This window comes from Halomonas sp. TD01, from assembly GCF_923868895.1.
Taxonomy (GTDB): domain Bacteria; phylum Pseudomonadota; class Gammaproteobacteria; order Pseudomonadales; family Halomonadaceae; genus Vreelandella.
The window spans coordinates 3335338-3359615 of record NZ_OV350343.1 but is presented as its reverse complement, the minus strand read 5'-3'; the positions used below and the strand labels follow the sequence as shown (position 1 = coordinate 3359615).

Here is a 24278-nt window from a genome sequence, read left to right as displayed (position 1 = left end):
TTAGCCAATCAAGAAAGCTAACGTTGAATTTTACTCACCCGCGGGTGCTGCGTATGAGCCGTCTTCCTGGTGTACTTCATTGCCAGTAATAGCAGGTGTGAAGACACACGCAACGGTCATACCTTTTTCTTTGCCACGTAAAAGATGCTCGTCATGCTGATCTAACAGGTAAATATCGCCTGCTTTGATCGGCCAGATTTTGCCATCGGCCAGGGTTTCTACCTCGCCTTCACCTTCATAGCAAAACACGGCTTCATAATGATTTTTGTAGTGAATGTGCGTCTCAGTGCCTGGGAAAATGCGGGTAATATGAAATGAGAAACCTGCATTGTCGTTGGCTAGAACTAGACGCGTGCTGTCCCAGTTGCCATTTTCGGCAGTAACAAGACGATCTGTTTTACGTGCTTCTTCAAGATTACGAACGATCATAGAATTGCTCCGTTATAGGGTCCTTGGCTTTAAGCCAAGGCGGCCCAGTGCTGAATCGATGCTGCTAAATAAGCCTAACTCTAAATCACGCTTGGATAACAGCATTGACCGAGGCTTCTAGAATATCCAGCGCTTCCAGTAAGTCCTCATCACTGATGGTCAGCGGGCATAGGCACTTCACTACTTCGCCGTCTTGGCCACTGGTCTCGATAATAAGGCCGTGTTCAAACGCTTTACTAGTGATCTTGTCAGCAATATCACCAGAGACAACATCAATACCACGCATGAGGCCACGTCCACGTTCGGTGGCAGGCATGCCGTTCTCGCTGAGTAAGGCTGCTAGCTTTTGGAAACGTTCTTCAACAATACGCGCTTTACGCTGAACATCACGCTCAAAAACATCATTTGACCAATATTTTTTAAGTGCAGCTGTGGCGGTTACCATCGCCAAGCTGAAGCCACGGAACGTGCCGTTGTACTGGCCAGGTTTCCACTTATCAAGCTCTGGGCGCATCAATACGTGGGCAAATGGCATCCCAAAACCAGAGAGAGATTTTGAATTGGTCACGATGTCAGGTGTTATGCCCGCATGCTCGAAGCTAAAGAACTTACCCGTACGGCCACAGCCCGCTTGTATGTCGTCGATGATCAACAAAATATCATGGGCGTGACAGATACTTTCTAAACGTTTGAGCCACTCAATGCCCGCTACGTTAATACCGCCCTCGCCTTGCACGGTTTCAACAATAACGCCTGCTGGAATATCGAGGCCGCCAGATTTGTCGTTAAGTAATTTTTCAAAGTAATCCAGCGTATCCGCGTGTTCACCCATGTAACCATCAAAGGGTAAAAAGCTTGCCCCCTGTGTAGGGATACCGCCAGTTGCTTCGCGGAACTTACGATTACCCGTGGTGGCCAATGCTCCCATAGTGACGCCGTGGAAGCCGTTGGTGAAGGTCACAATGTTATGGCGACCTTTAGCAACACGGGCCAAACGGATGGCCGCTTCTACTGCGTTAGTACCTGTCGGGCCAGGCAGATGTACCTTGTAGTCTAAACCACGTGGTTTGAAAATAACTTCTTCTAGGGTTTCCAGGTAATCGCGCTTTGCTGCGGTCCACATATCCAGGCCATGAACAATGCCGTCTGTCGCCAGATAGTCGATCATTGCCTGCTTGAGGTGGGGATTGTTGTGACCGTAATTGAGAGTGCCAGCACCGGCTAAGAAATCAATGTACTCGCGACCATTCTCATCCGTTAAACGAGCGTTTTGAGCTTTAGTAAACACAACGGGGAATGAACGCGAATAAGTGCGTACGTTAGATTCCATGCGTTCTAGCGTCTGGGTCTGCATTAAAGACCTCCTTTTTTAATCATTGAGCCAAGCGTGGGACAAACTGGCGGAAACAGAGACAACAAAATTAAAAAACGCAAACCAGCTACTGAGAGTAATGTATAAAGCCATAGCTGGTCAGTTTCGTTACATGTTGTCCGTTTGGAATGGACCTATACGGACTAAATTTTCTGGATCATGCTCTCCACCGAGCTGTTCGGTAGAGAAATATTCACGGCTGTTTAGAGGGGCTTGCCAACGTGCTGCTAGACGGCGAAACAATCCCCAAGAAGCTTGATTGTCTGGAGTGATCGTCGTTTCCAGATGATGCACATTATCGAGTTCTGGCCGCGACATAATGGCTTCAACCAAGCGGCGCGCCAAACCGGTACCACGAGCTTTTTCGCCGACAGCAACTTGCCAGAGAAAATACGTATCCGGTGCATTATCTTTCACATAGCCAGATACAAAACCGACAATTTCGCCCTCTTCATTGGTAGCAACTGCACACGTGTCACGAAACTGTGTTGCTAGCAACAGGTAGGCATAAGCAGAATTAACATCAAGCGGCGGACAAGCTTTGATTAACTCATAAACGCCCCAACCATCATCTGCATTCGGCTTGCGAATAAACAACGGTGTAGACGTATGCCCAACGACAGCATCAGCAACTGTCGGGCGAGCAAGGTCTGCAGAAGGGGTAAAAGGTGTTATTGGCGTACTCATGGTTATGCTTCGCTGTAGCGAATTTGAGCATCATTATAACAGCTGATTATGAGCAATTCAAAAATCATATTATTCATCCTAACGTTTTCCATAAATTTTGGTTATCAAATGCTGCGTTGCCTGGTGAAATCAGGTTCAAAACAGCGGTATTGGAAGAGTTTAGAACAACCTCACTTAGGCGCGAGATAAAAAAAGCGAGCTAATGCTCGCCTTAAAATGTGAATTTTATGAAATCAATTGCGCGCAGGAGTTCTCATCGTTACAAATTCTTCCGCCCCTGTTGGATGAATACCTATTGTGCGATCAAAGTCTTCTTTTGTAAGCCCCGCTCTGACCGCAATGGCGATCCCCTGGATGAGTTCACCTGCCTCATCACCTACCATATGGGCTCCAACGACAACGTCCGTTGCATCATCAACGATTAGCTTCATTAAGGTGCGTTCTTGACTACCTGACAATGTGTGTTTCATTGCTTTAAAGTCCGCACGATAAACACGAATTTTGCCAATGTTTTCTCTGGCAGCCTCCTCAGATAGCCCTACCGTTCCGATATTCGGATGGCAAAAAACAGCCGTAGGAATCGTGGCGTAGTCCAGCGGTTTAGGCAGTATATCTTTGAAGTGAATATCGACTAGCTGCATCGCCTCAGCTAGCGCTACAGGCGTCAGCTCAGGCCCCTGGGTTAAATCGCCAAGCGCCAAAATAGAAGGGACCGACGTCTCATAGCGGTCATTCACCGGTATTTTGCCATGGCTATCTAGATGAATACCCAACGCTTCAAGCCCTAGCCCCTGCGTATTGGCATTACGCCCTGTCGCGGCCAAAACGGCATCTACCTCTTGGACATCACCGTTAGTTAAGTACACGTTAAACGCAGCGCCGTTGGGTTCAATCCGTTCAATATTGGTATTGAAATGAAGATTGACGCCTTTTTTGCTCATTTCATCCCGGGTAAAAGCACGGACTTCTTCATCAAACCCTTTTAGAAAAAGGTCTCCACGATAAATCAAATGCGTTTCGCTTCCGAGGCCGTTAAAAATACTCGCGAACTCAACCGCAATATAGCCACCACCCAAAACGAGAAAACGATCTGGAAAAGTATCAAGATCAAATATTTGATTTGAAGTGACTGTATATTCACTGCCAGGAAAATCAGGCACCCATGGCCAGCCACCTGTAGCCAGCAGTATCTTTTGCGCGGTTACTTGGGTAACACCCTCCTCTGAGGTCAATGAAACTGTGTGTTCATCTTTCACGGTTGCTCTAGCATGAAGCAACACGACACCAGCGCCCTCTAACATTCGCTGATAAATGCCATTTAACCGTTTTATCTCACTGGTTTTATTATCGCGTAGCACTGACCAGTCAAAGGTGGCCGGTCCTGGCAACTGCCATCCAAAGCCCGCTGCATCATCAAAGCTATCGTGAAAGTGAGCCGCATAGGAGTATAGCTTTTTAGGAACGCAGCCGACATTGACACAGGTACCGCCCAAGTAGCGATCTTCTACTATGGCAACTCTGGCACCGGTTGCTGCTGCCATTCGTGCCGCACGCACACCACCTGAGCCTGCCCCTACCACTAGTAAATCGTATTCATATTCCGCATTTGCTGCCATGTGCTGCTCCTATCCTGAACCACTACTTGTACTTGTCGATCATGTACTTGCCAATAACGACCATAAAGCACAAAGATTGACCTTAGATTCTGAGAAGGTTAAAAACGCTCTCTCTGTATCCTAGTTTGCTCTATCTTGAATCTAACAGCTCCTAACCTGTGACGGAGATTTAATGTCTAACTCTATTGAGACACTGCTTGATAATAATCGCGCCTGGGCAGAGCGTATGTGTGAGGAAGACCCCGACTACTTTAAACGGTTGTCCAATCAGCAAAATCCCGATTACCTCTGGATTGGTTGTTCTGACAGCCGTGTACCTGCTAACCAGATCATTGCCCTTCCGCCAGGCGAAGTTTTTGTCCATCGTAATGTCGCCAACCTTCTCCACCATACCGACATGAACGCACTATCTGTTGTGCAGTTTGCGGTGGATGTACTTAAGGTCAGCCACATTATGATTGTGGGGCATTATGGTTGTGGTGGCATTAAAGCGGCGGTGACAGGTGGCGAATGCGGTGTCGTCGATTACTGGCTGCATTCAGTGCGCGAACAGTATAACCGCCACCGTGATTCGCTTGAACACTTACCAATGGAAGAGCAGATTGATCGCATGTGCGAATTGAACGTTAAGGCTCAAGTTAACAGCTTATGCCGAACCAAAATTCTGCAACGCGCCTGGCAGAGAGGCCAGAATATTTCAGTGCATGGCTGGGTCTATGGTTTGAGCGACGGCCGCGTAAAAGATCTGAAGTGCACCATAACAGGCCTGGAGCAGGTTGAAACCCTTTATCGTATCGACCGCCTTCAACAAAGCGACTGACAATATCTGCGCCTATCGCTATTAGTTATATCCATCTTGGTTAATTATAGCGGTAGGCGCGATGGCAGCTCTTACAGCTTAAACCAACATCAGAAAATGCTCGCGTGGCCGCGCGATAATCCTCTTGCTCGGCCGCATCAACCAACACCGCTACTTTTTGTTCAAGATCCGTGAAGCCTGCTGCAAAATCTTCCCACTCTTCCCAGATTTCTGGACGGGCGTCGGACCCACGCCCATGTGTACCGACAATAAACGCGGGCAAAAAATGAGCTTGGGTAGCTTGTTCCTGAAGCGTTGCTAAACGCGGCGCGGCCCCGCGAGCATCTTGATTATTCACCAAGTCAAAACGCAGCTGACGAAGCAGCCTCTCAAGCTCTTTTAATTCATCTTGACGCCATATGACCGCTTCACGCTCACTTGTAAACGGACTCTCTTCAACCGTTTGTGGCATAGGTGGCGCTGCGTCTTCAGCTACTGATATTTCTTCTGCCATGGCATGCGCAGCAATTGAACCAGAGACAGTCAGGGCCCAAAGCGAAGGCATGAGCCATGAGCGTTTTAAGGTATGTGGCATTTTGCTGACCTTGTGATGGATTATTTGGCCCTTCTCACCACGACTAACCGATGGGACACGTAACGCCAGTACCTTTGAGTCCACAGTAACCAGTCGGGTTTTTGTCCAAGTACTGCTGATGATAAGCCTCCGCATAGTAAAAAACATTCAGTGGCTTGATCTCGGTAGTAATAGCACCGCGGCCAGCTTTGTCGAGTGCCTTTTGATAGGCATCGACACTCTTTTCAGCAGCGATCAACTGGGCATCCGTCGTAGTGAAAATAGCAGAACGGTACTGGCTACCCACATCGTTGCCTTGGCGATTTCCTTGAGTAGGGTCGTGCTGTTCCCAAAAAATTTGCAACAGCGTATCCAGTGATGTGGTGCTCGGATCGTATACCACCCTAACTACCTCGGTATGGCCTGTTTGTCCCGTGCAGGTTTCTTGGTAAGTTGGGTTTTGTGTTTCGCCCCCGGCATAGCCTGCGGCAGTTACGTAAACCCCCGGCACTTGCCAGAACAGGCGCTCAACGCCCCAAAAGCACCCCATTCCTAAGACGATTTCCTCATGCCCTTCTGGAAAAGGAGGATGGAGCGAGTGACCAGTAACGGTATGCACACGACTCGTTTCAAGCGGCGTTTCGCGGCCAAGTGGTGCTGAGCTTGCTTTAGAAAATAGCGTCATAACGCCCTCTTATTGCCGTGGATAAATAGCAGGGTCACCTGATCGAGTGAAGGTGTAAATTAAGTCGACGGCTTGGTTAGCACCCGATACTGCCTGCACGTACAGATTACGCCAAAGTGTGTAGCGTAGCGTCAGTTCTGCAATGGGCGAGAAAATACCAACACCGTAGCTAATTCGGATGTCGTCGGTTAACTGCCCAGTAAGTGCTACTTGGCTGTTGTCACCTGCCCCAGTGGTATCCAAGGTTAAGTCGCTAATGCCAAACGCTTCCCCGATAGAACCAACCGCTCCGCCTGTTCGGCCAAGAGACATTCCAATTAAGGCGGTGGTAAGGGCGCTATCAATTCCTCCACCAGAAGCATCGGGTGCACGCCCTCTTAATAGATACGACAACGCACGGGTTTCATCCATTCCTGGCTCAGAAAAAATTAATATGTTGGGCTCTTCTGCATTGCCACTGACCCTAAGGCCAGCAATAACCTCATCTTCTGTGATTTCTGGGTTACGAATCGCCTCGAAATCTAGAATTGGAAGCCCAGGAGGCCCGCTAAATATCAGCTGTCCACGGCGTATCAACAGGTCTTGGCTAAAGGCTTGAAAGCGGCCATCCACTAGATTGACATCACCGAACAGCTGAAGTCCGCCGCTATCCTGACGAATCTCTAGTGTGCCACCTAACCTAGAATTAAGCCCATATGCTGAGATTTGCATATCACGCCCCAGCGTTAGTGTGATGAGCACGTCAAGGGCCATTCCTGATTGTGATAACTCGTCAGCTGCGCTTGGCTCGCCACTGGCTGCCCGTTGCTGGGCCACCCGCTCAGCTTCTCGGTCATCACGCTCGGTGATAATGATTTCATCACTGCTTGGGCTAACGGCTGAGGCAGGAAGATCGCCAACCTCCAAGCGCGCCCATGGCAAATCGACATTACCCCGCACTTGTAGGCGATCTGGTGTCACTCGAATGCGAATATCAGGTGCTGCTTCTAAGCGTCCAAATTGTGGCAAAACGATTAATAGTGGTTCTTGGATGGCGTTAACATCGACACCAATACGCCAGTCGTCATCAGCAGGCCAATAAGCATCACCGGTGATATTTAAGCGGCCACGTTCAGCAGCAACAAAACCATTTATGTCCCCTCGCTCGCCGTCAAAAGCAACGATTAGCTCGCCATCTTTGATATCGATAGGAATATCCGGGCCATGAACACTTAAATTGCGAAGAGCAAGCTGCCCCTGTAAATCTGGCTGACTGGTTGTTCCAGCAATCTGTATACGGCCATTTAGGTTACCTTCTAAACGATCCATACCCACCACCAATGGGCGATAGGGCGTTAAAGAAATCTCTTGAGCTCGTAGCTCGCCATTTAGACCACCACGACCAAGTGGGTCGCTGATGGCAAGATCAAGGGCAAGCTCGCCAGCATCCTCAAATGACAACACAATATCGGCATCCGCCTGAGCTTGGTTGGCTTCCAGCTGCGTGTTTAAACGAATCACAGGAAGTTGTACAGGCTGACCATAATCGTTAACCGCAGTAATCGCCAACTCGCTTAATACTTGAACATCCGCTTGCCACTGCGCTCCCCCTTGGCGCCAAGCTGCAACGACATCTGCCGTTGTGTCACCTTCAAAGCTCCACTCTTCCGGCAGTAAAGGCTCAAGTGTTTCCATCGGCACTTCCCTGACACTTAGCACCATACGCCCTTGGTCAGCCGATGCGGTAACCGGCTCTTCCGAACAAACAATTCCGCCTTCTTCACGACGCACACAGAAAGGTGAAAGTTGTGCTTGGCCGTTAGTAAGGTTGTAACGAATATCAAGAGGGTCTTCTAGACGCAGGTTGCCATACTCAGAGTCGATTTCCAGTGGTGTTAGTTGGCCTTGGTACTGCTGTGCTTGTTGATCAAAACGACCATCTATAGATACAAGCGCACGGCTTAGCATGTTATTGGCTTGACCGTCGACACTGACAGTGAGTGTATGCTGTGATAGACGACCGCTAAGCTCGAGGGCAATATTTGAAAATGCCTGCCCCCCTGCATTGACTTGCTGCAAGCCAAGGTCAATGTCTAGCGTCGGGTCATCGATACCTTCAATGTTACTGGTCAGTGATAAGGCTTCAATACGGTTTTCGGCAAACCGTAGGTCGCGGCCGGTTAATTCGGCAGCCACACTGGGTTGGCTAATGCTACCTCTGGCAAGAATATTCCCTGTCAAGGTCCCCGCCAAGTCTGGATGCAGCGTTTGTAATTGCCGCAATGCAATCTCTGCATCTAGCGACATTGCTTGCTCACTAACCTGACCAGAGGCCGTTAATCGATTATCACCCTGAGTGAAAAGGAGTTCTTGAATATCAACTTCAAGCGCACTATTAGCCTCTAAGGAGGCCTGTAATGTCAGAGGATACTCTTGGAGCTCCCCTTCAATGTCGAGTACCGGAAGACTGACTTCCCACAGGTCGCCCGTTTGGCGCACGCTAGCGACAATATCGCCACTTAGATTGCCATTGAGCTGTTCGACAAAGTGTGACGGATCAAATTGATCCAGGCGGATGGTGGTGTCGACTTGAAGTGACGATGCCCAGTTGACTTCACCTTCGCTGCTAAGTGAACTGTCATCAATCGAGAGGGTTAGCGGCGTCCAGCGGAACGATGAAAGATCTCCGTCGCCACTGAGTCGAATATTGGTAAGCGGAACTTGAGGACCTTGGGCGCTTAAAGCGAGTGTAGTCTGGTACGCTTCCAAGTTGCCACTGGCGACGATGTCTATATCTTCCGCTATGTAGGGCGCTTCTGCTGGTTCATCGCTGCTTGGCTGTGCGAGTGGCCACTGCAAGCGGTCACTTTGCAGGCGTATCTCAAAGGGCAGCGTCGGTGCCAGCGCATCGACTTGAGCATTTAGTGTTGCATTAACGATACCAGACGCTTCTAAACTGGCTGTTAGCTCATCTAGTGATCCCGATAGCTCCAAAACAAGCTCTTCGCCACTTAGCTCAGGAAATATCTCGGGTAGAAACAAGGTTGACGTTAATCGTGCATCTAACGGATAGCTGCCTGACAATGTGGCGTTAGCCGTTAAGTTTGCCTCAGCATCAGGAGTGAGCAGCTCTAATGAGCTGAGGGCTATTTGATTACCTTGGGCACTGACAACGATTGCTAAGCGTTCAACCTGATAATCGACCGCCCCATTGACAGAAAAGTCAGTCACGGTGAGTGATGCTAAGTTGATATCAATAGGGAGCATTATCTCGGGTAGCTCAATTCGCTCCCGCGCTGCTAACGCCTCTGCCGCTTGATCAGGTTCTACTATAACGGGCTGAGTAACCAGGACAGCACCATCAATGCCCTCTGGCTCTAACGGCGTCTGGATGCCTTGTGTTAGTTGAGTGCCCGCGGAGGGTGGTAAATACAGCGTTGGTCGCAAAAGCTTGGTAGGTGCGATATTGACCAGGTTTTGCTGTGCTGTAATCGCGGTTGAAAACGAATCCCAGCTGACTCGTGTTCCATCAGCCAGCTGTAGCTGAACGTTATTTAACTCAACCGAGCGTAGCTCAATAGGGAACGGAAGTTGGATGCTAGGCGGCCCATCTGACTCTGGTGATTCAGGTTCCGTTTCAGTGCTCTCGCCCAAACGTATATCCGCTCCCTCTAGATGAAATCTGTCCAGGCAAAGCTTACCTGACAGCACGCAATCTTCAGCCCAGGCTAGCTCTAGGCTGTCGACGTTGACATGTGTCTCGCCAAGCGATAATTGGAAGCCACGCAATGCAAAATGGTCAAGCAGTGCGCCTTCTTGATGTTCATATGTGAAGAACCCACGCTGCTCACCTTGAGAAAACAATTGGCCAGTTCCCCAAGGAGAGAGCGCAACGCCGAGTAGCAAAGCGACCAAACCAAATAGCCATAACGGCAGCACAATAACTAACCGCACTAGACTCCACAGAAACAGTCCAACGCGATGTTTAACTGAGAGCGGTTGACGCTTAGTGGATGCCGCTGTTTCAACCCTAGTCAAAATGCTCTCCTAAAATTCCGGTCCGATGGAAAAATGCAGGCGCCAATCGTCTTCATCGTCAAATGGGTGTGCTACGTCAAGTCGAATAGGCCCCACAGGCGAGATCCAGCGTACGCCGACCCCTGCGCCCGTTTTTAACTCCTCTGGCCCCCAGTTATCGAAGGCATCTCCGCTATCGACAAAAGTTGCTCCCCACCAGTCTCCTGAGACTCGACGCTGGTACTCGAGTGTCGAGGTCAACATTTGCTGGCCGCCACGTAAGCGCCCTTCTTCATTTCGGGGGGATAGGCTTTCGTAGGAATAACCACGAACACTTCGGTCACCGCCTGCAAAAAAGCGCAGCGATGGAGGCAGCTTATCGAAATTGTCTGTTTCGATAGCGCCGATACTTAGCCTTGCTGAGAAACGGTTGTCATCGCCGATTGTTCGGATCCATTCGGTGTCGCCTGTTACACGCGTAAATTGGGCATCGGATCCCCATAAGGTGTCTGAATACTCGATCGATAGCTGTTGTCGATCTCCCCACAGGGGGAACCGCTGAGGGCGTGTTCTTGCACGAGACCATTGAATGCCTGGATAGAACAGTAACACCTCATCTGACACCCCCCCTTGGGTAAAGTCTTCGTAGGTGGTACGGAAGTAAAGTGTTTGCACCCAGCGGTTTTCGAACTCCCATCGACGAGCTATTTCCACCGTGCCTTCTAACGACTGAGTATCCCCGTCATCTAAGTTACGCACGCCATACTGCAGGCGATAGCTATCGCGTAACGGATTATCTAACGGGATATTATAGGTGCCTGTAAAACGCTGGTCGGGTGCTGAAATATACAAATCATGATTCAGACTATGACCAAAGCGGTTAATCCATGGCTGTTTCCAGCCAAAACGCATGCGTGGCCCCACATCGGTTGCAAAGCCAACCCCCACTTCGAATTGATGCCGGTCAGCAGGTTCTACATTGACGTCAATAGGTAAGTTTGTATTGTCGCGTTGGCTAAGGCTAAGTGCACTGGCAAATGCTGCGCTGGAAAGTCGGGGGCGCTGGGGTTGCGACGCCGTTGCCTCATCCCACCATGGAGAGCCAGTTGGTGGCGCTAGCGTTAGCTCTTGTGCAGTCTCAAGTCTTGGCCGAACCGATACCGAGCTAAACCAGCCTGTTTCTGCTAGACGCTGGTTATAAAGAGCCACGGATTCGGCGAGATAAGGCTCGCCCGCTTCAAATGTCCGCATTTTCCGCAAACGGTCTGGCTCAATATGGCTGCCTGAAATAGACGTGTTACCAAATTGGTAGCGCGGACCACTGTCGAAATCCATGTAGAGGCGAGCGCTTTCTAGATATGGCCTTATTTCCATTCGGCGATCAGTGAACCCCCAGTCAAAATAACCACGTTCAAGTGCTAAGCCTGAAAACTGGTTGCGCAGCCGATCCCACGGGGCATGGCGTAATGTATCGCCTTCCTTTAAGGGAAATGCATCAAGGGCTTCTTGAAACGGAGGGTCATCACTTGCTTCACCGACGATATTGACAGAAAGAACGTCGATTTTGACCTGCGAGCCGGGCTCGATACGAAGCGTGATGGGAGAGCTATCAACCTCAACGGTAATGTCTGGTTCATAATAGCCGAAGACGCGCATCGCTTCTCGCGCACGTTTACGTATTTCACCTTCTAATCTGACATCGGTGTACTGGTCTTCGTCAATATTTTGTAAATAGGCATCAATATTGGCTTCCACTTCACTGCTGACACCATTGATGGAAGCGTTGAGTGCCCATAAGGGAGCTGACCACGTTACAAGAAGTGGTAAAACCACCCCTCGAGTCGCTTCTTTAACGGTAGGCCATCGCCGTTTTCTTTCCATGCTGTTCATCCCTAACCAAATCAGCGACTCGGTGGCTTTATTACCAATTGCCATGCTACCGACAATTTCTAACAGTGCATTTCTAGCGGAGCATTTCCATCTGAGCACTAAATGCCAGTTGGGCTTGCCGCACTTGACGGATATCACTCTCTAAAGTGTTTAACCGTTGTGCCCATTGCTGCTCGAGTGCTTGTAAGGCTTCTTGAGTAGCGGCAGTATCAGTGCTGCTTAGAGTTTCGAGGGTTGAGTTTACATCAACAAAGCGCTGATCAATCTCTTCTTGCCATGCTGTAACTTTTGTTGCCAATTCGGTGCTTTCGTTTTCCAACTGAGCAACATCATCTAGTCGGCTTGCAGTCGCAGATAAGCGTTGTGACAGCATTTCTTCGAGGTAAGTTACTTCTTCTGCTAAGTTTTGGCGTCCAGACATGCCCGCTTGCTCAAGCGCATCCAGTGATGTCCTTATGGCTGTGAGCTGTTGGTCACGCAGCGCTGCCTGCTCTTCCAACTGACTAATGCGCTCGGCAATGCCGCTGAGAGCATCGCCATTCACGAGCTCTTCATTAGACGTTAAAAGCCCATACAGCTCTTCGCGGGTGTTTGTCACCGCGACGGCTAATTGCTCCTGTTCTTGGAACAGCGTTGACATCTGTGCTTGTACAAAGGCTATCGCATCTTGTGTATCCGTGTCACCCGAGTCGAGTCTTGCATGGAGATTTGATACTTCTCCACTTACTCGATGAACCTCTTCCAATAAGCGTTCTCTTTCATACCAAAGGCCTGCTGCGGCGGCGCCCAGAGAAATAATAATAAGCACCATCAATAGCCACAATGGCCACAACTTAGGCCCCTTGCGATGACGCAAGTGTTGTGCGGTCAAGCTTTGATCCACATCGGGAACAATGCGAGAAGACGCAGTGCTGTTGGGCATGTTTTTTCCTCAATACGTTGTGGGATCGGCTCGACGCCCGATTCCTCTATATCGTAAGCCACAGCTAGCCACGAAGGCTGGGTCATAAATATTTCGACCATCCAACACCAATTTAGCACTTAACAACGAGGCTAAACGATGCCAGTCAGGGTTCCAATAAGATTTCCACTCAGTCACCAACATCAGTGCGTCGGCTCCTTCACATGCCAGGTAAGGGTCACTGGTAAACGTGGTTAGATCGTTTCGGTCACCGACTGCGGCGTGCAGTGCTGGAGTTGCCGCTGGATCATGAAGATTCACCTTTACGCCTTGTGCCCATAAAGCTGCAAGAAGCGTGAGCACTGGCGCATGATCGATTCGGGTGGTGCCTGGTTTAAAGGCAGCCCCCCATATAGCAATCGTTTTACCTGCTAAATCGCCCTCGAAGAACGTCCATAGCTTCCTAAATAAAGTCTCTTTTTTCTGCTCATTAATGTCCATTACCTGCTCTAGCAGCGCCGAATTACGACCGCTGGCTGACTGGACGTCAGCTAAGCGCATTAAGTCGCGAGAGAAATTGGGGCCGCCAAAACCACAGCCAGGGTATAAATATTCATAGCCAATTCGTGTATCTGCGCCCATGCCCTGACGCACATGTTCAACGTCAACTCCAAGCGTGTCTGCAAGTCCTGCAATCTCGTTCATATAGCTGATACGTGTTGCCAACATGCCATTGATAGCGAGTTTAGTCAGCTCAGCGGCTCTACATGGCATACGCTGGAACACATCATTGCGGCGATTAAAGGCACGCAAAAGCTCACGAGCCACCTGTTCGCCTGTTGCATCATCGCAGCCCAGTAGCCAGCGTGTAGGACGCGTAAAAGAAACCCAGGCCCGCCCTTCTTCAAGGGTATCGGGTAAGGCAACACTACTGTGCTGAGGCCCCATAAGTGCGTGTAGCTGTTCTGTTTCTCCTACTGGGAATGTTGAATTGTTAATTAATACAGCACCGCTGTGGTGCTCAAATATAGGCGCTTCAAGTAGCGCTCTGGCCGCTTGACGCTGGTCAGGTGACAACGCCAGCCAAACCACATCAGGAGAATGAGCCTGCGCTGACGCTTCAATAACCCTCAGTGTTCCATTGGCTAACGCTTGCTCAATATGCGTCATTAACTCAGGTTCGCCGCGCAGCCAATCAGCTTTTAAAAGCTGTGGCCATGGTGCGCTTTCATGCAGCAGCCACTCAACTTGATGGCCTACCCAGGCTAACGCAGCGGCAGCAGTAGCGGCACTGAGTTCACTTCCGTGAAGTAACACTCGCATTCAAAACGCTCCCTGAGAAAATAAAAGTCGCGAAAATAGGGGGTTAAGAGTCATGTCGAGTTCCTTTTCATGCGTTCCTTTCCAGGAGTGGTTAGAATGACATAATACTGAACGACTGGTTGGATGCCACCATCATGCCAACTTACCGACAATGGGAGTTAAAATATGCAAGCGATACCTCAGGATAGCACTACTAATCGCAACCACGACAATGTCGACGCCGCGGAAGTTGCGAAATTTGAAGCACTTGCTAGTCGTTGGTGGGACTCGAAGGGAGAGTTCAAGCCGTTGCACGACATTAACCCATTGCGCCTTGACTTTATTGACGCTCGTGCAGGTTTAGCTGGTAAAAAAGTGCTGGATGTCGGTTGTGGTGGCGGTATTTTAAGCGAATCGATGGCCAATCGAGGGGCTGATGTTACCGGCATTGACCTTGGAGACGCCCCTCTTAACGTTGCTCGACTGCATGCGACAGAAAGCGGTGTATCCGTGGACTATCGGCTGATCAGTGTTGAGGCCCTAGCGGCCGAGCAGCCCGGGCATTATGACGTCGTAACCTGTATGGAAATGCTTGAGCATGTGCCCGACCCCGCATCGGTCATTCGCGCTTGTAGCGAGCTGGTTCGCCCTGGAGGCTACGTGTTTTTCTCGACGCTAAATCGCACCCCTAAATCGTATGCTTTTGCGATTTTAGGTGCTGAGTACGTACTTAAGCTATTGCCGCGTGGCACGCATGATTATGCGAAATTTATACGCCCTTCTGAAATGGCAGCCTGGGCAAGAGTCTCTGATCTCGAGGTTAACGAACAAACTGGACTTACCTATAATCCATTGACTCGTCACTACCGTTTAGTAGCAAACGATGTATCGGTCAATTACATGATGTATTGCCGAAAAGCGAGTCAATAAATGTCAACGTCAATGCCCGAAGCCATACTGTTTGATCTAGACGGAACACTCGTTGACACTGCCCCTGACCTTGCTGAAGCAACGAATGCATTGAGACGGCATCATGGGCTGGCACCGCTCCCCTACGGGCAAATACGCGGCCAGGTTTCTAACGGAGGCAGTGCCTTAGTTACCCTGGCTATTGGCCTTGAAAGTGGTTCCACAGAGCATGATACGGCGCGACAGTATTTGTTAGATAACTATGAACAAGCAGTCGCTGTTCACAGCCGACTATTTGAACCACTTGATCAATGGTTAACCCGCTGGCATTCAGAATCACGTCTATGGGGGATTGTAACGAACAAGCCAAGGCGCTATACCCTTCCGCTACTCGAGGCCCTGGCGCTCACGCCAGGAGCTCTTTTATGTGCGGATGATCTGGCGGTCAAAAAACCAGCCCCAGAACCTCTTTGGGAAGCCGCACGCAGGCTAAACGTGGCACCACAAACATGTTGGTACGTTGGTGACCATATCCGTGATATTGAGGCAGCAAAAGCGGCAGGAATGACGGCAGTCGCGGTTGGTTACGGATATATCAGTGAGGAAGACGATTACCAGCAGTGGCCTGCTGATTTATGGTTTGAAACGTGTCAAGACCTAGTCGATGCACTAACCGCTTTTCATCGATAGTGTTATAAGAAAACGACTATTTAATGAAAGCAGTTAGAACACCGACAAGTGACTCATCAGCAAGCTATGGACAAGGCACGTTACACAAGGCCGTGAAAATATTTAGCGGTGCTAATTTACTTTATTTACTTATCTGCTCATTTGCGCTTATACCCGTGGTGGTTGAGCGTCAAATTTTTGGCCACTGACGCCGGTACTGTCTGGCCCCATAAGCCACAAATAGGTGGGCATTATTTCTTCAGGGGTACGTAGCGTCAATGGATCTTCCCCTGGATAGGCAGCGCGGCGCATTTGGGTGCGCGTTGCACCAGGGTTTAGTGTATTAACTCGCACAGTAGACTGGTTTTCAAGTTCGTCAGCAAGAACTTCTACAAAGCCTTCAGTGGCGAACTTTGAAACCGAGTACGCTCCCCAATAGGCTCGGCCTTTTCGTCCGACACTTGATGAAGTGAAAATCACAGAGGCGTCAGCTGATTGCTGAAGCAGAGGCAGCAACGCTTGGGTCATCCAAATAGGTCCATTGATATTGACCTGCATGACTTGTTCCCACAGCTCTGGGTTGTACTGCTCAAATGGGGTAATTCTTCCTAGTAGGCTAGCGTTATGAAGCAATCCATCTAAGCGGCCAAATTCCTTGTCCAACGTTTCAGCCATATCGTGAAAGTCTTTGAGCGTTGCGCCCTCAAAGTTGAGCGGAAAAATGGCAGGTTGCGGCCCGCCTGCAGCTTCAATTTCATCGTAGACACGCTCGAGCTTAGCAATTGTGCGGCCAAGCAGTATCACGGTTGCCCCATGGCGGGCGTAGGTAAGTGCAGCAGCACGTCCAATTCCATCACCCGCACCGGTTACCAACACGACGCGGTTTTCCAATAGATTGGACGCTGGTTGATAGTCGATTTTGCAGCTCATGAGGTTTCCTTGATGCAAAAGTGTAAACAGTCGTTATCCTGCAGACTGACGTAAAAAGTCGTTTGCAAGTCCTGCAGCGCTACTCTGCGGATAATCATCACGTACTTGTTCCAGTAGTTCACGACTTCGCTCAGCCTCGCCCTGTCGTGCTTTTACTAACCCTAGCTTATAAAGCGCATCGGGTACTTTGCTGCTGCCGCTGTACTGCTCGATCACGCGGCTGAATGACGCATCAGCATCGCTTAGTTCGCCTTCAGCGGCATAGAGTTCACCTAGCCAGTAATGTCCGTTCGCAGTCAGACTGGTGTCGGGATGATCAGTGACAAATGCTTTAAACGCATTGATCGCATCTTTAAATTGACGTGCTTGAACGTGGGCAAACGCTGCTTGATAGTCTGCTTGAGCATCTTCGCTGACGTTTCGACCAGAAGGTGCATTGGCGACTTGCTCTGCCGCCTCAGGCTCTACTGCAGGAGTAGATTGTTCAATTTGACTAGGACCGCTATTCATCAAACGGTCTTCAATATCCAGGTATTGCTGCTGTGACTGTCGGCGAAGCTGCTCTAACTGGTGTCGAAGCTCTTCAATTTGGCCACGTAGCTGCTGGATTTCTTTCTGGTGTTCTTGCACTTGGTTAAAGAGTACCAAGTTGCCACCAGATGATTCTTGGCGTTGAGTTTGCTGATAAAAACCACTCGATCCGCTTGATAAGTCTTGAACGAGGGGCTGTTGACCAAAGGCCGTCAAGGGCAATACGGACAGCGGGAGCACTATGGCTCCCGCACCGCACAGCCTCTCAAGATAACGTTTGAGACTGTGATTCATGATGACTCCAATCATTACTTAGTTAGCGTACCTAGCACCTAGCCTCAATACTTACTTAATGCTTATAGTACTTAATATTCAGCAACTAGGTACGCTAATGCCATCAGTAGTTAAAGACGACGCGACGGTTTTGAGAGTAGGCACTTTCGCCTTGACCGCTAGCTGCCGGACGCTCTTCACCGTAGCTCACAACGCTCATTTGCGAAGGAGACACGCCTTGAATATTTAAGAACCGCTGAACAGCACCGGCACGACGCTCACCAAGAGCCATGTTGTATTCGCGGGTGCCACGTTCGTCGGTGTGACCATGCAGTACAACTTGAGCGCCTGGGTTAGCACGCAGATAGCGAGCGTGAGCCATGACTACTGATTCGTACTCACCTTTGATAGTGTCACGGTCGAAATCAAAATAGATGGTACGGACTTCTGGAATGCGAGAATCAGCTTGTTGACCAGCGCCTGCGCCGGAACCAGACGTAGAACCGTACTGGCCACCAGTGCCAACACCTGAGGTGCTAGATCCCATGCTGCTGCCATCCTGGCTTCCATAAGAGTCACCGTCCTGGGTTCCGCCGGTGCTGGAACAGCCCGCGATAACTACGATAGATAGCGCTACTGCCAATGAGCGAGCCAACGGTTTAAGTTGCATAATCAGACTCCTTGCCTGAAAACAAAAAATTAATACTTTTCGTCAATCAATTTAAAAAAGGTGACCACGCGGGATCGCGGACATCACCTTGCGCTGCGGGTAATCTAAATGACGAGCGGCCATCCGCTGAAACGGCACTTAACACCCCATTACTACCCTGTTGGGTAGCGAAGATTACCATGGTCCCGTTCGGCGCAACACTAGGAGATTCATCTCTTGTTGTTTCACTTATCACAACAAGGCGTCCTCCATCACGATCTTGCCGCGCAACTTGGTATCCACGGCTGGAACGGTGGATCAAAAAGATGTGCTCACCGTCAGGTGAATAACGCGCCCGAGCATTGTAGTTGCCGGTAAATGTAATGCGCTTTGCTTCACCACTACCTAACGAGTACTCATAAATTTGCGGCCCGCCGCTCCGGTCAGAAGTAAATATTAGACTACGTCCATCGGGCGCCCAAGCTGGTTCAGTATCAATGCTACTGTTTTGAGTAATACGTTCTACTGAGCGATTATTGATATCTAGGATATAAATTTCTGGCTGCCCATCCTTAGATAGTGACATAGCGATGCGTCGGCCATCAGGCGACCATGTGGGAGCACCATTGATACCTTCGAAAGAGGTTGCTTGTATCCGCTGTCCAGTCGAAACATCTTGAATATAAATAGCAGGGCGTTCTGTTTCGAAGGATACGTAAGCCAGTTTCCGGCCATCGGGAGACCACGCCGGCGACATGATCGGTTGGTCAGAAGTAAGTATTTGTTTGCTATTACGCCCATCCGCATCGGCCACATACAAGCCGAATTGCATATTATCGCCCAATCCTTGAGCGGTTACGTAAGCAATTCGCGTTGAGAAAGCACCCCGGATATCAGTAATTTCTTCAAAAATTTGATCGCTAATATAGTGAGCAGCGCCACGTAAATCATTCGCACTCGCAGTGACCGCTTCGCCTATCATGCGACGCTGCCCACTGATATCCATTAGCTCAAATTGAATCTGATAACCGCTGTCTGTCTGTTGCGCACGACCTACCACTAAATATCGCACATCTAGCGAACGCCAAGTGCCAAATTCCACATCACCCGCTTGGCTTGGCCTATCAAACATAGCATTACGTTCTAAGGGCGCAAAAAAACCGCTGCGTTCGAGATTGTCCTGGATGATTTGAGCCACGTCTTCAGGCATGTTGTCGCCGCCTGCAAAGGGAACAATACCAATCGGTAAGGCCTGGTCGCTCCCTCGTGTTATTTCAATAGTTAGGTTTGCGTTTGCAGTTGCGTAACTACTAACGAATAGCAGTACGCAAAACAGCCACACTTTGCTCATGGTTTGCATCAGCGAACATCCCCCGGGGTAAATCGCAGATTAAATTGACGTAAGTTACGCTGCTGCTCTGCGGGCAAATCCCTCAGCTCGCTGAACGGTGCAGCGTGTTCAACAGCCTGCATAGCAGACCGGTCAAAGGCACTATCACCGCTGGATGAAGCGATAGTGGTTAAAAGTACTTCTCCTGACGGGCCAAGTCTTACTTGAATCGTAGCACTCATCGTGTCACTGGCGCCTGCTGGAATTAACCATGCCTGCTCTACCGCGCGACGCACAATATTAATAAAACTATTCGCTGCTTGCTGAGCCTGCTGTGCATTAGCAGCAGCCTGAGCCTCTCCCTCTAGCTGACGCTGCCTAGCCGCCTCGGCTTCACGCTGGCGTTGGGCTTCTGCCTCAGCTTCGCGCTGGCGTTGGGCTTCTGCCTCAGCTTCGCGCTGGCGTTGGGCTTCTGCCTCAGCTTCGCGCTGGCGTTGGGCTTCTGCCTCAGCTTCGCGCTGGCGTTGGGCTTCTGCCTCAGCTTCGCGCTGGCGTTGGGCTTCTGCCTCAGCTTCGCGCTGGCGTTGGGCTTCTGCCTCAGCTTCGCGCTGGCGTTGGGCTTCTGCCTCAGCTTCACGCTGGCGTTGGGCTTCTGCCTCGGCTTCACGCTGGCGTTGGGCTTCTGCCTCGGCTTCACGCTGGCGTTGGGCTTCTGCCTCAGCTTCACGCTGGCGCTGGGCTTCTGCCTCGGCTTCACGCTGGCGCTGGGCTTCTGCCTCGGCTTCACGCTGGCGCTGGGCTTCTGCCTCGGCTTCACGTTGGGCATCTTCTCGGGCCTGAGCTTCTACTTCCTGCTGTTCTGCTAGACGCTGAGCTTCTTCTTCTCTGCGCTGCGCTTCAGCTTCGGCTTGAGCTTGAGCCTCTTGTAGCTCGCGTGCCTGCTCCTCTGCGCGCGCTTCAGCTTCTTCTCTAGCAGCGGCTTCAGCGGCTTGCTGTTGTAGTGCTTCCTGCTCGCTTGTGTCAGGTTCAGGCGCTGGTTCAGCTTCGTCGGGTTCGGTTGAACTATTGAGTGCGGCTTGCTGCTCTGTCGCCTGCTGAGCCTGATCGGTAAATGTCTCAGTGCTGACGAGTGTCGCTTGCACAATTGAAGAAGAGTCTGGTTCTGCCGTTGAACTTGGCAGACTAACCAGACTAAAAAACACAACCAATAAATGCACCGCAACCGCTAGGACTGTAGGCCAAGTATAGCCAACATCCTGTGGGTCACGTGGTGGTTTAACTGCCATTTGCGCGCTACCTTTAACCATCTTGTGGTGGCTCAGATAACAGCCCCACATTAGCGACACCTGAACGCTGCAGTGTGCTCATCAATAAAACTATTTGCCCGTATGGCACATTGCGATCGCCACGCACCATGACAGGCGTGCCAGGACGACGCTGTAGTATCGCCATTACCCGTTCTGACATTTGTTCAAGAGAAACAGACGTTGAATCTTCACCAAGCGTAATGAAGTAGCCGCCCTCTCGGTCGACAGAGATAATGATAGGGTCACTTTCGTCCTGGCTTTCGATAGGCTCTGATGTGACTTGAGGCAGATCTACTTGTACCCCTTGAGTCAGCATCGGTGCGGTGATCATAAAGATCACCAGTAAGACCAGCATGACATCAATAAAAGGCACTACGTTGATTTCAGCCATCGGCTTTTTATTGCCGCTACGGTTAAACGGGCCTTGCATAGCGTACTCCCTTAGCTAGCGCTGGACTTGCTTTCACGGCCTTGCAAATTACGGTGCAAGATAGCGTGAAACTCCTCGGCAAAGTCTTCGTACTTGCCCAGTAAGCGAGCAGCATCATTCGATAGTCGGTTATAGAAAATTACCGCAGGGATGGCCGCAAACAGGCCCATTGCTGTTGCAATTAGTGCTTCAGCAATCCAAGGGGCAACAGTTGCCAATGTAGCTTGCTGTGTCATAGAAAGGGATTGGAAGGAACCCATAATCCCCCAAACCGTGCCGAACAAGCCAATGTAGGGGCTCGCTGATGCCACTGTGGCGAGAAATACCAAGTGCTGGGTTAGGCGATCCTCTTCCCGTGACCAGGCAACGCGCATACTCCGCTGCACACCTTCTAAAATGGTGTCGGGATTCCGCGTTTTTGGCATTAAACGATTAAATTCGCGAAAACCAGCCTGGAAAATATGCTCTGCTCCATAGCGTGGGTCGTCAGCGGGGATTTCTCGATATAACTCGTTTAAATCGACACCTGACCAAAAGGATTCTTCAAATTGGCTGTATTCCTGTTTTGCCCTGCGCAGGGCAATACTCCGTTGGAAAATAACCACCCATGAGAGGATTGAACCCACCACCAGCAGCAACATCACCAGCTGAACAACCGTGCTGGCACTCATTATCAAGTGGGGAATGGACATGGTGTTATCGTTCACAGTTACCCTCATCAAGCTATTAACGTCGGAAGTTCCGAACAGTGGTGGTGTCTAACGTCAATGAAGTACGCGCTACATCGCGCTATCTACTCCATAGGTTTACGCATGTCACAGGTTTACGCATGTTTTCAGCGTTCGCCTTAAATTAATCAACCGAGCGCTTTCAACGTTTTAGGCCATGCTTTTGGTCGCATCTTGTGAGCACACAAGCAGGCTATCTCGACTGTAGCAGCGCATAAGAGTTCCTCATCTCGCTGCACTTGCTGCAAAAAAGTCATGCGGCATCGACCAACGCTCTCAACATTTGTACTGACAATAAGCGAGTCATCCAAGCGTGCAGGCTTGCTGTAGTGGCAGGCCAAGCGATATACCACTAGCTGGGTACCATCGTCTAGCAAAGATTGCTGATTAAGGCCTAATGTACGCAACCACTCACTGCGGGCGCGCTCCATAAACTTCAAGTAGTTAACGTAGTAGACAATCCCGCCGGCGTCAGTATCTTCCATATATACGCGCACCGGCATAGTGGCCCCATTTTTCATGGGCGACGCTCTCCCTCTGGATCAATAGCATGCTCGTGTGGCGTTTTGTTGAAATGTAGCCACGCTTGCCGCGTCACTACGCGGCCTCTGGGTGTGCGCATCATTAACCCTTGTTGAATCAAGTAAGGTTCAATGACGTCTTCGATGGTACCGCGTTCTTCACTGATAGCGGCTGAAATCGAGTCAACACCGACAGGGCCGCCATCAAATTTATCGATCATTGCCAGCAAAAGGCGCCGATCCATATGATCCAGCCCATGATGATCGACATTTAGCATGTTGAGTGCCGCATCGGCGAGAGTAACATCAACGATGCCATTACCTTTTATTTCTGCATAATCACGCACCCGACGAAGCAGTCTATTGGCAATACGCGGGGTACCTCTGGAACGCTTAGCAACCTCGACAGCACCTTCATGGCTCGTTTCAACACCTAGCAAACGTGCTGAGCGAGTAACAATCTCGGTAAGCTCTTCAAGGTTGTAAAACTCCAGTCGCTGCACAATGCCAAAACGGTCACGTAAGGGAGAGGTGAGCAAGCCTGCGCGCGTCGTCGCTCCTACTAATGTAAAGCGAGGTAAATCTAGTTTGATTGAGCGTGCTGCAGGCCCTTCACCGATCATTATATCTAGCTGAAAATCTTCCATCGCCGGATAGAGCACCTCTTCTACCACGGGAGACAGCCGGTGAATTTCGTCAATAAACAGCACATCACCAGGCTCTAGGTTCGTCAGCATCGCGGCTAAGTCACCTGCACGCTCAAGCACTGGGCCAGAGGTCGATTTCAGCCCTACACCCATTTCGGTAGCAATAATATTAGCAAGCGTTGTTTTACCAAGCCCCGGGGGGCCAAATACCAAGGTATGATCCAGGCTTTCCTGACGTAGCTTTGCAGCCCCCATGAAAATTTCGAGCTGCTCGCGTACACGCGGCTGCCCAATATAATCCTTTAAATGTTTAGGACGAATAGCATGATCAATACGCCCTTCCCCTTGCTCGGGATCAGCTGCGATTAGTCGGTCATGTTCTAACATAAGGTGCGCACTATCAGTCGTTCCATGAAATAACCTACGTTGTTACCCAGTCATGCGTTTTGTCAGCGCGGCTTTAATAATCGCCTCTGTTGACTGCTTGGGATTGATGTCAGCCAACATTTTAGAGGCCTCAGTGAGCTTATAGCCCAAGCTCACCAGGGCAGCTTCTGCATCTGCCAACGTGTCACGGGGGGCTGGTTCACCATTAGCCGCTTCTAACGCGAGGGGCGCGTCGGCGGCGTTCTCCCATTCTGGGAAGCGGTCACGCATTTCAATAATTAACCGCTCTGCGGTTTTTTTGCCAACGCCAGGAAGCTTAGTCAGTGCTTTGCTATCATCGTCACGTACGCAGCGCATAAAGGCTGCTTCGTCCATTCCGGACAAGATGGCCAACGCTAGTTTTGGCCCTACGCCGTTGACTTTAATCAAGGCACGAAACAGTGCGCGCTCTTGCTCACGCCCGAAACCATAAAGCAAATGAGCATCATCACGAATCGTAAGGTGTGTATACATGGATACGTTTTCGCCTACAGCAGGAAGTGCCACTAGGGTATTCATAGAGGCTTCTAGCTCGTAACCGACACCATGCACATCAACCACAATCCAAGGGGGATGCTTTTCTAACAAAAAACCATTAATACGACCGATCATGTGTATGCTCGCAATAATAAAAAGCTGCCATTTACTATAAAGACACTCTGTACAGATGACCAGTA

The 24278-nt window shown here is 50.2% G+C and carries 23 protein-coding genes; 3 read left to right on the top strand and 20 right to left on the bottom strand.

Annotated elements, in window-relative coordinates:
• Positions 1 to 30: 30 nt before the first annotated feature.
• The 4 genes from L1X57_RS15165 to gorA all read right to left on the bottom strand — a co-directional run bounded on the left by L1X57_RS15165 (position 31) and on the right by gorA (position 4104).
• On the bottom strand, positions 31 to 429 hold the full coding sequence (locus L1X57_RS15165; protein ID WP_009724424.1) for an ectoine synthase: 399 nt from the start codon (positions 427 to 429) through the stop codon (positions 31 to 33).
• Positions 430 to 514: 85 nt separating this feature from the next.
• Complete coding sequence (gene ectB / locus L1X57_RS15160) at positions 515 to 1783, bottom strand: diaminobutyrate--2-oxoglutarate transaminase (protein ID WP_009724425.1); 1269 nt, start codon at positions 1781 to 1783, stop codon at positions 515 to 517.
• A 126-nt stretch (positions 1784 to 1909) separates the two neighbouring features.
• Positions 1910 to 2488 (bottom strand): diaminobutyrate acetyltransferase, encoded by a 579-nt coding sequence (gene ectA / locus L1X57_RS15155; RefSeq protein WP_009724426.1) that lies wholly within the window; start codon positions 2486 to 2488, stop codon positions 1910 to 1912.
• Positions 2489 to 2721: 233 nt separating this feature from the next.
• Positions 2722 to 4104, bottom strand: coding sequence for a glutathione-disulfide reductase (gorA, locus tag L1X57_RS15150; RefSeq protein WP_009724427.1), 1383 nt, complete (start codon positions 4102 to 4104; stop codon positions 2722 to 2724).
• A gap of 172 nt (positions 4105 to 4276) precedes the next feature.
• Between gorA and can the strand changes: the two genes are divergently transcribed.
• A complete protein-coding gene (gene can / locus L1X57_RS15145) occupies positions 4277 to 4924 on the top strand; it encodes a carbonate dehydratase (RefSeq protein WP_009724428.1) in 648 nt (215 codons plus the stop codon).
• Between the two features lie 40 nt (positions 4925 to 4964).
• On the opposite strand, the gene L1X57_RS15140 is transcribed toward can, so the two are convergent.
• From L1X57_RS15140 to L1X57_RS15115, 6 genes are all read right to left on the bottom strand, one after another.
• A complete protein-coding gene (locus L1X57_RS15140; protein ID WP_009724429.1) occupies positions 4965 to 5498 on the bottom strand; it encodes a c-type cytochrome in 534 nt (177 codons plus the stop codon).
• A 43-nt stretch (positions 5499 to 5541) separates the two neighbouring features.
• Positions 5542 to 6162 carry a peptide-methionine (S)-S-oxide reductase MsrA gene (msrA, locus tag L1X57_RS15135; protein WP_009724430.1) on the bottom strand — a complete coding sequence of 207 codons (621 nt, stop codon included), beginning with the start codon at positions 6160 to 6162 and terminating at the stop codon, positions 5542 to 5544.
• Between the two features lie 9 nt (positions 6163 to 6171).
• Entirely contained in the window at positions 6172 to 10179 is a 4008-nt protein-coding gene (gene tamB / locus L1X57_RS15130; protein WP_143759779.1) for an autotransporter assembly complex protein TamB, read from the bottom strand.
• 9 nt (positions 10180 to 10188) lie between these two features.
• A complete protein-coding gene (gene tamA / locus L1X57_RS15125) occupies positions 10189 to 12039 on the bottom strand; it encodes an autotransporter assembly complex protein TamA (protein WP_039869693.1) in 1851 nt (616 codons plus the stop codon).
• Between the two features lie 82 nt (positions 12040 to 12121).
• Positions 12122 to 12970 (bottom strand): hypothetical protein, encoded by an 849-nt coding sequence (locus tag L1X57_RS15120; protein ID WP_009724433.1) that lies wholly within the window; start codon positions 12968 to 12970, stop codon positions 12122 to 12124.
• Between the two features lie 9 nt (positions 12971 to 12979).
• Positions 12980 to 14272 carry a nucleotide sugar dehydrogenase gene (locus L1X57_RS15115; RefSeq protein WP_009724434.1) on the bottom strand — a complete coding sequence of 431 codons (1293 nt, stop codon included), beginning with the start codon at positions 14270 to 14272 and terminating at the stop codon, positions 12980 to 12982.
• Between the two features lie 165 nt (positions 14273 to 14437).
• Between L1X57_RS15115 and ubiG the strand changes: the two genes are divergently transcribed.
• Positions 14438 to 15181 carry a bifunctional 2-polyprenyl-6-hydroxyphenol methylase/3-demethylubiquinol 3-O-methyltransferase UbiG gene (gene ubiG / locus L1X57_RS15110; RefSeq protein WP_009724435.1) on the top strand — a complete coding sequence of 248 codons (744 nt, stop codon included), beginning with the start codon at positions 14438 to 14440 and terminating at the stop codon, positions 15179 to 15181.
• Positions 15182 to 15850, top strand: a complete 669-nt coding sequence (locus L1X57_RS15105; protein WP_009724436.1) for an HAD-IA family hydrolase — start codon at positions 15182 to 15184, stop codon at positions 15848 to 15850.
• Positions 15851 to 15997: 147 nt separating this feature from the next.
• On the opposite strand, the gene L1X57_RS15100 is transcribed toward L1X57_RS15105, so the two are convergent.
• The 10 genes from L1X57_RS15100 to ruvA form a co-directional block, all read right to left on the bottom strand.
• Entirely contained in the window at positions 15998 to 16759 is a 762-nt protein-coding gene (locus L1X57_RS15100; RefSeq protein WP_009724437.1) for a YciK family oxidoreductase, read from the bottom strand.
• A 33-nt stretch (positions 16760 to 16792) separates the two neighbouring features.
• Positions 16793 to 17584, bottom strand: a complete 792-nt coding sequence (gene ybgF, locus L1X57_RS15095) for a tol-pal system protein YbgF (protein WP_039869629.1) — start codon at positions 17582 to 17584, stop codon at positions 16793 to 16795.
• A gap of 103 nt (positions 17585 to 17687) precedes the next feature.
• Positions 17688 to 18233 carry a peptidoglycan-associated lipoprotein Pal gene (gene pal / locus L1X57_RS15090; protein WP_009724439.1) on the bottom strand — a complete coding sequence of 182 codons (546 nt, stop codon included), beginning with the start codon at positions 18231 to 18233 and terminating at the stop codon, positions 17688 to 17690.
• 46 nt (positions 18234 to 18279) lie between these two features.
• Complete coding sequence (gene tolB, locus L1X57_RS15085; RefSeq protein WP_009724440.1) at positions 18280 to 19572, bottom strand: Tol-Pal system beta propeller repeat protein TolB; 1293 nt, start codon at positions 19570 to 19572, stop codon at positions 18280 to 18282.
• Positions 19572 to 20828, bottom strand: a complete 1257-nt coding sequence (gene tolA / locus L1X57_RS15080; RefSeq protein ID WP_234667784.1) for a cell envelope integrity protein TolA — start codon at positions 20826 to 20828, stop codon at positions 19572 to 19574. Before tolA ends, tolB begins: the two co-directional genes overlap by 1 nt.
• Positions 20829 to 20841: 13 nt before the next feature.
• Entirely contained in the window at positions 20842 to 21279 is a 438-nt protein-coding gene (gene tolR, locus L1X57_RS15075; RefSeq protein WP_009724442.1) for a protein TolR, read from the bottom strand.
• Between the two features lie 11 nt (positions 21280 to 21290).
• Positions 21291 to 21971, bottom strand: coding sequence for a protein TolQ (gene tolQ / locus L1X57_RS15070; RefSeq protein WP_234667782.1), 681 nt, complete (start codon positions 21969 to 21971; stop codon positions 21291 to 21293).
• 164 nt (positions 21972 to 22135) lie between these two features.
• The gene (ybgC, locus tag L1X57_RS15065; RefSeq protein WP_009724444.1) at positions 22136 to 22528 is read right to left on the bottom strand and encodes a tol-pal system-associated acyl-CoA thioesterase; all 393 of its coding nucleotides are present in this window, start codon (positions 22526 to 22528) and stop codon (positions 22136 to 22138) included.
• Entirely contained in the window at positions 22525 to 23562 is a 1038-nt protein-coding gene (gene ruvB, locus L1X57_RS15060; protein ID WP_009724445.1) for a Holliday junction branch migration DNA helicase RuvB, read from the bottom strand. The genes ybgC and ruvB overlap by 4 nt, the downstream gene beginning before the upstream one ends.
• Positions 23563 to 23604: 42 nt before the next feature.
• Positions 23605 to 24213, bottom strand: a complete 609-nt coding sequence (ruvA, locus tag L1X57_RS15055; protein ID WP_009724446.1) for a Holliday junction branch migration protein RuvA — start codon at positions 24211 to 24213, stop codon at positions 23605 to 23607.
• Positions 24214 to 24278: the final 65 nt, after the last annotated feature.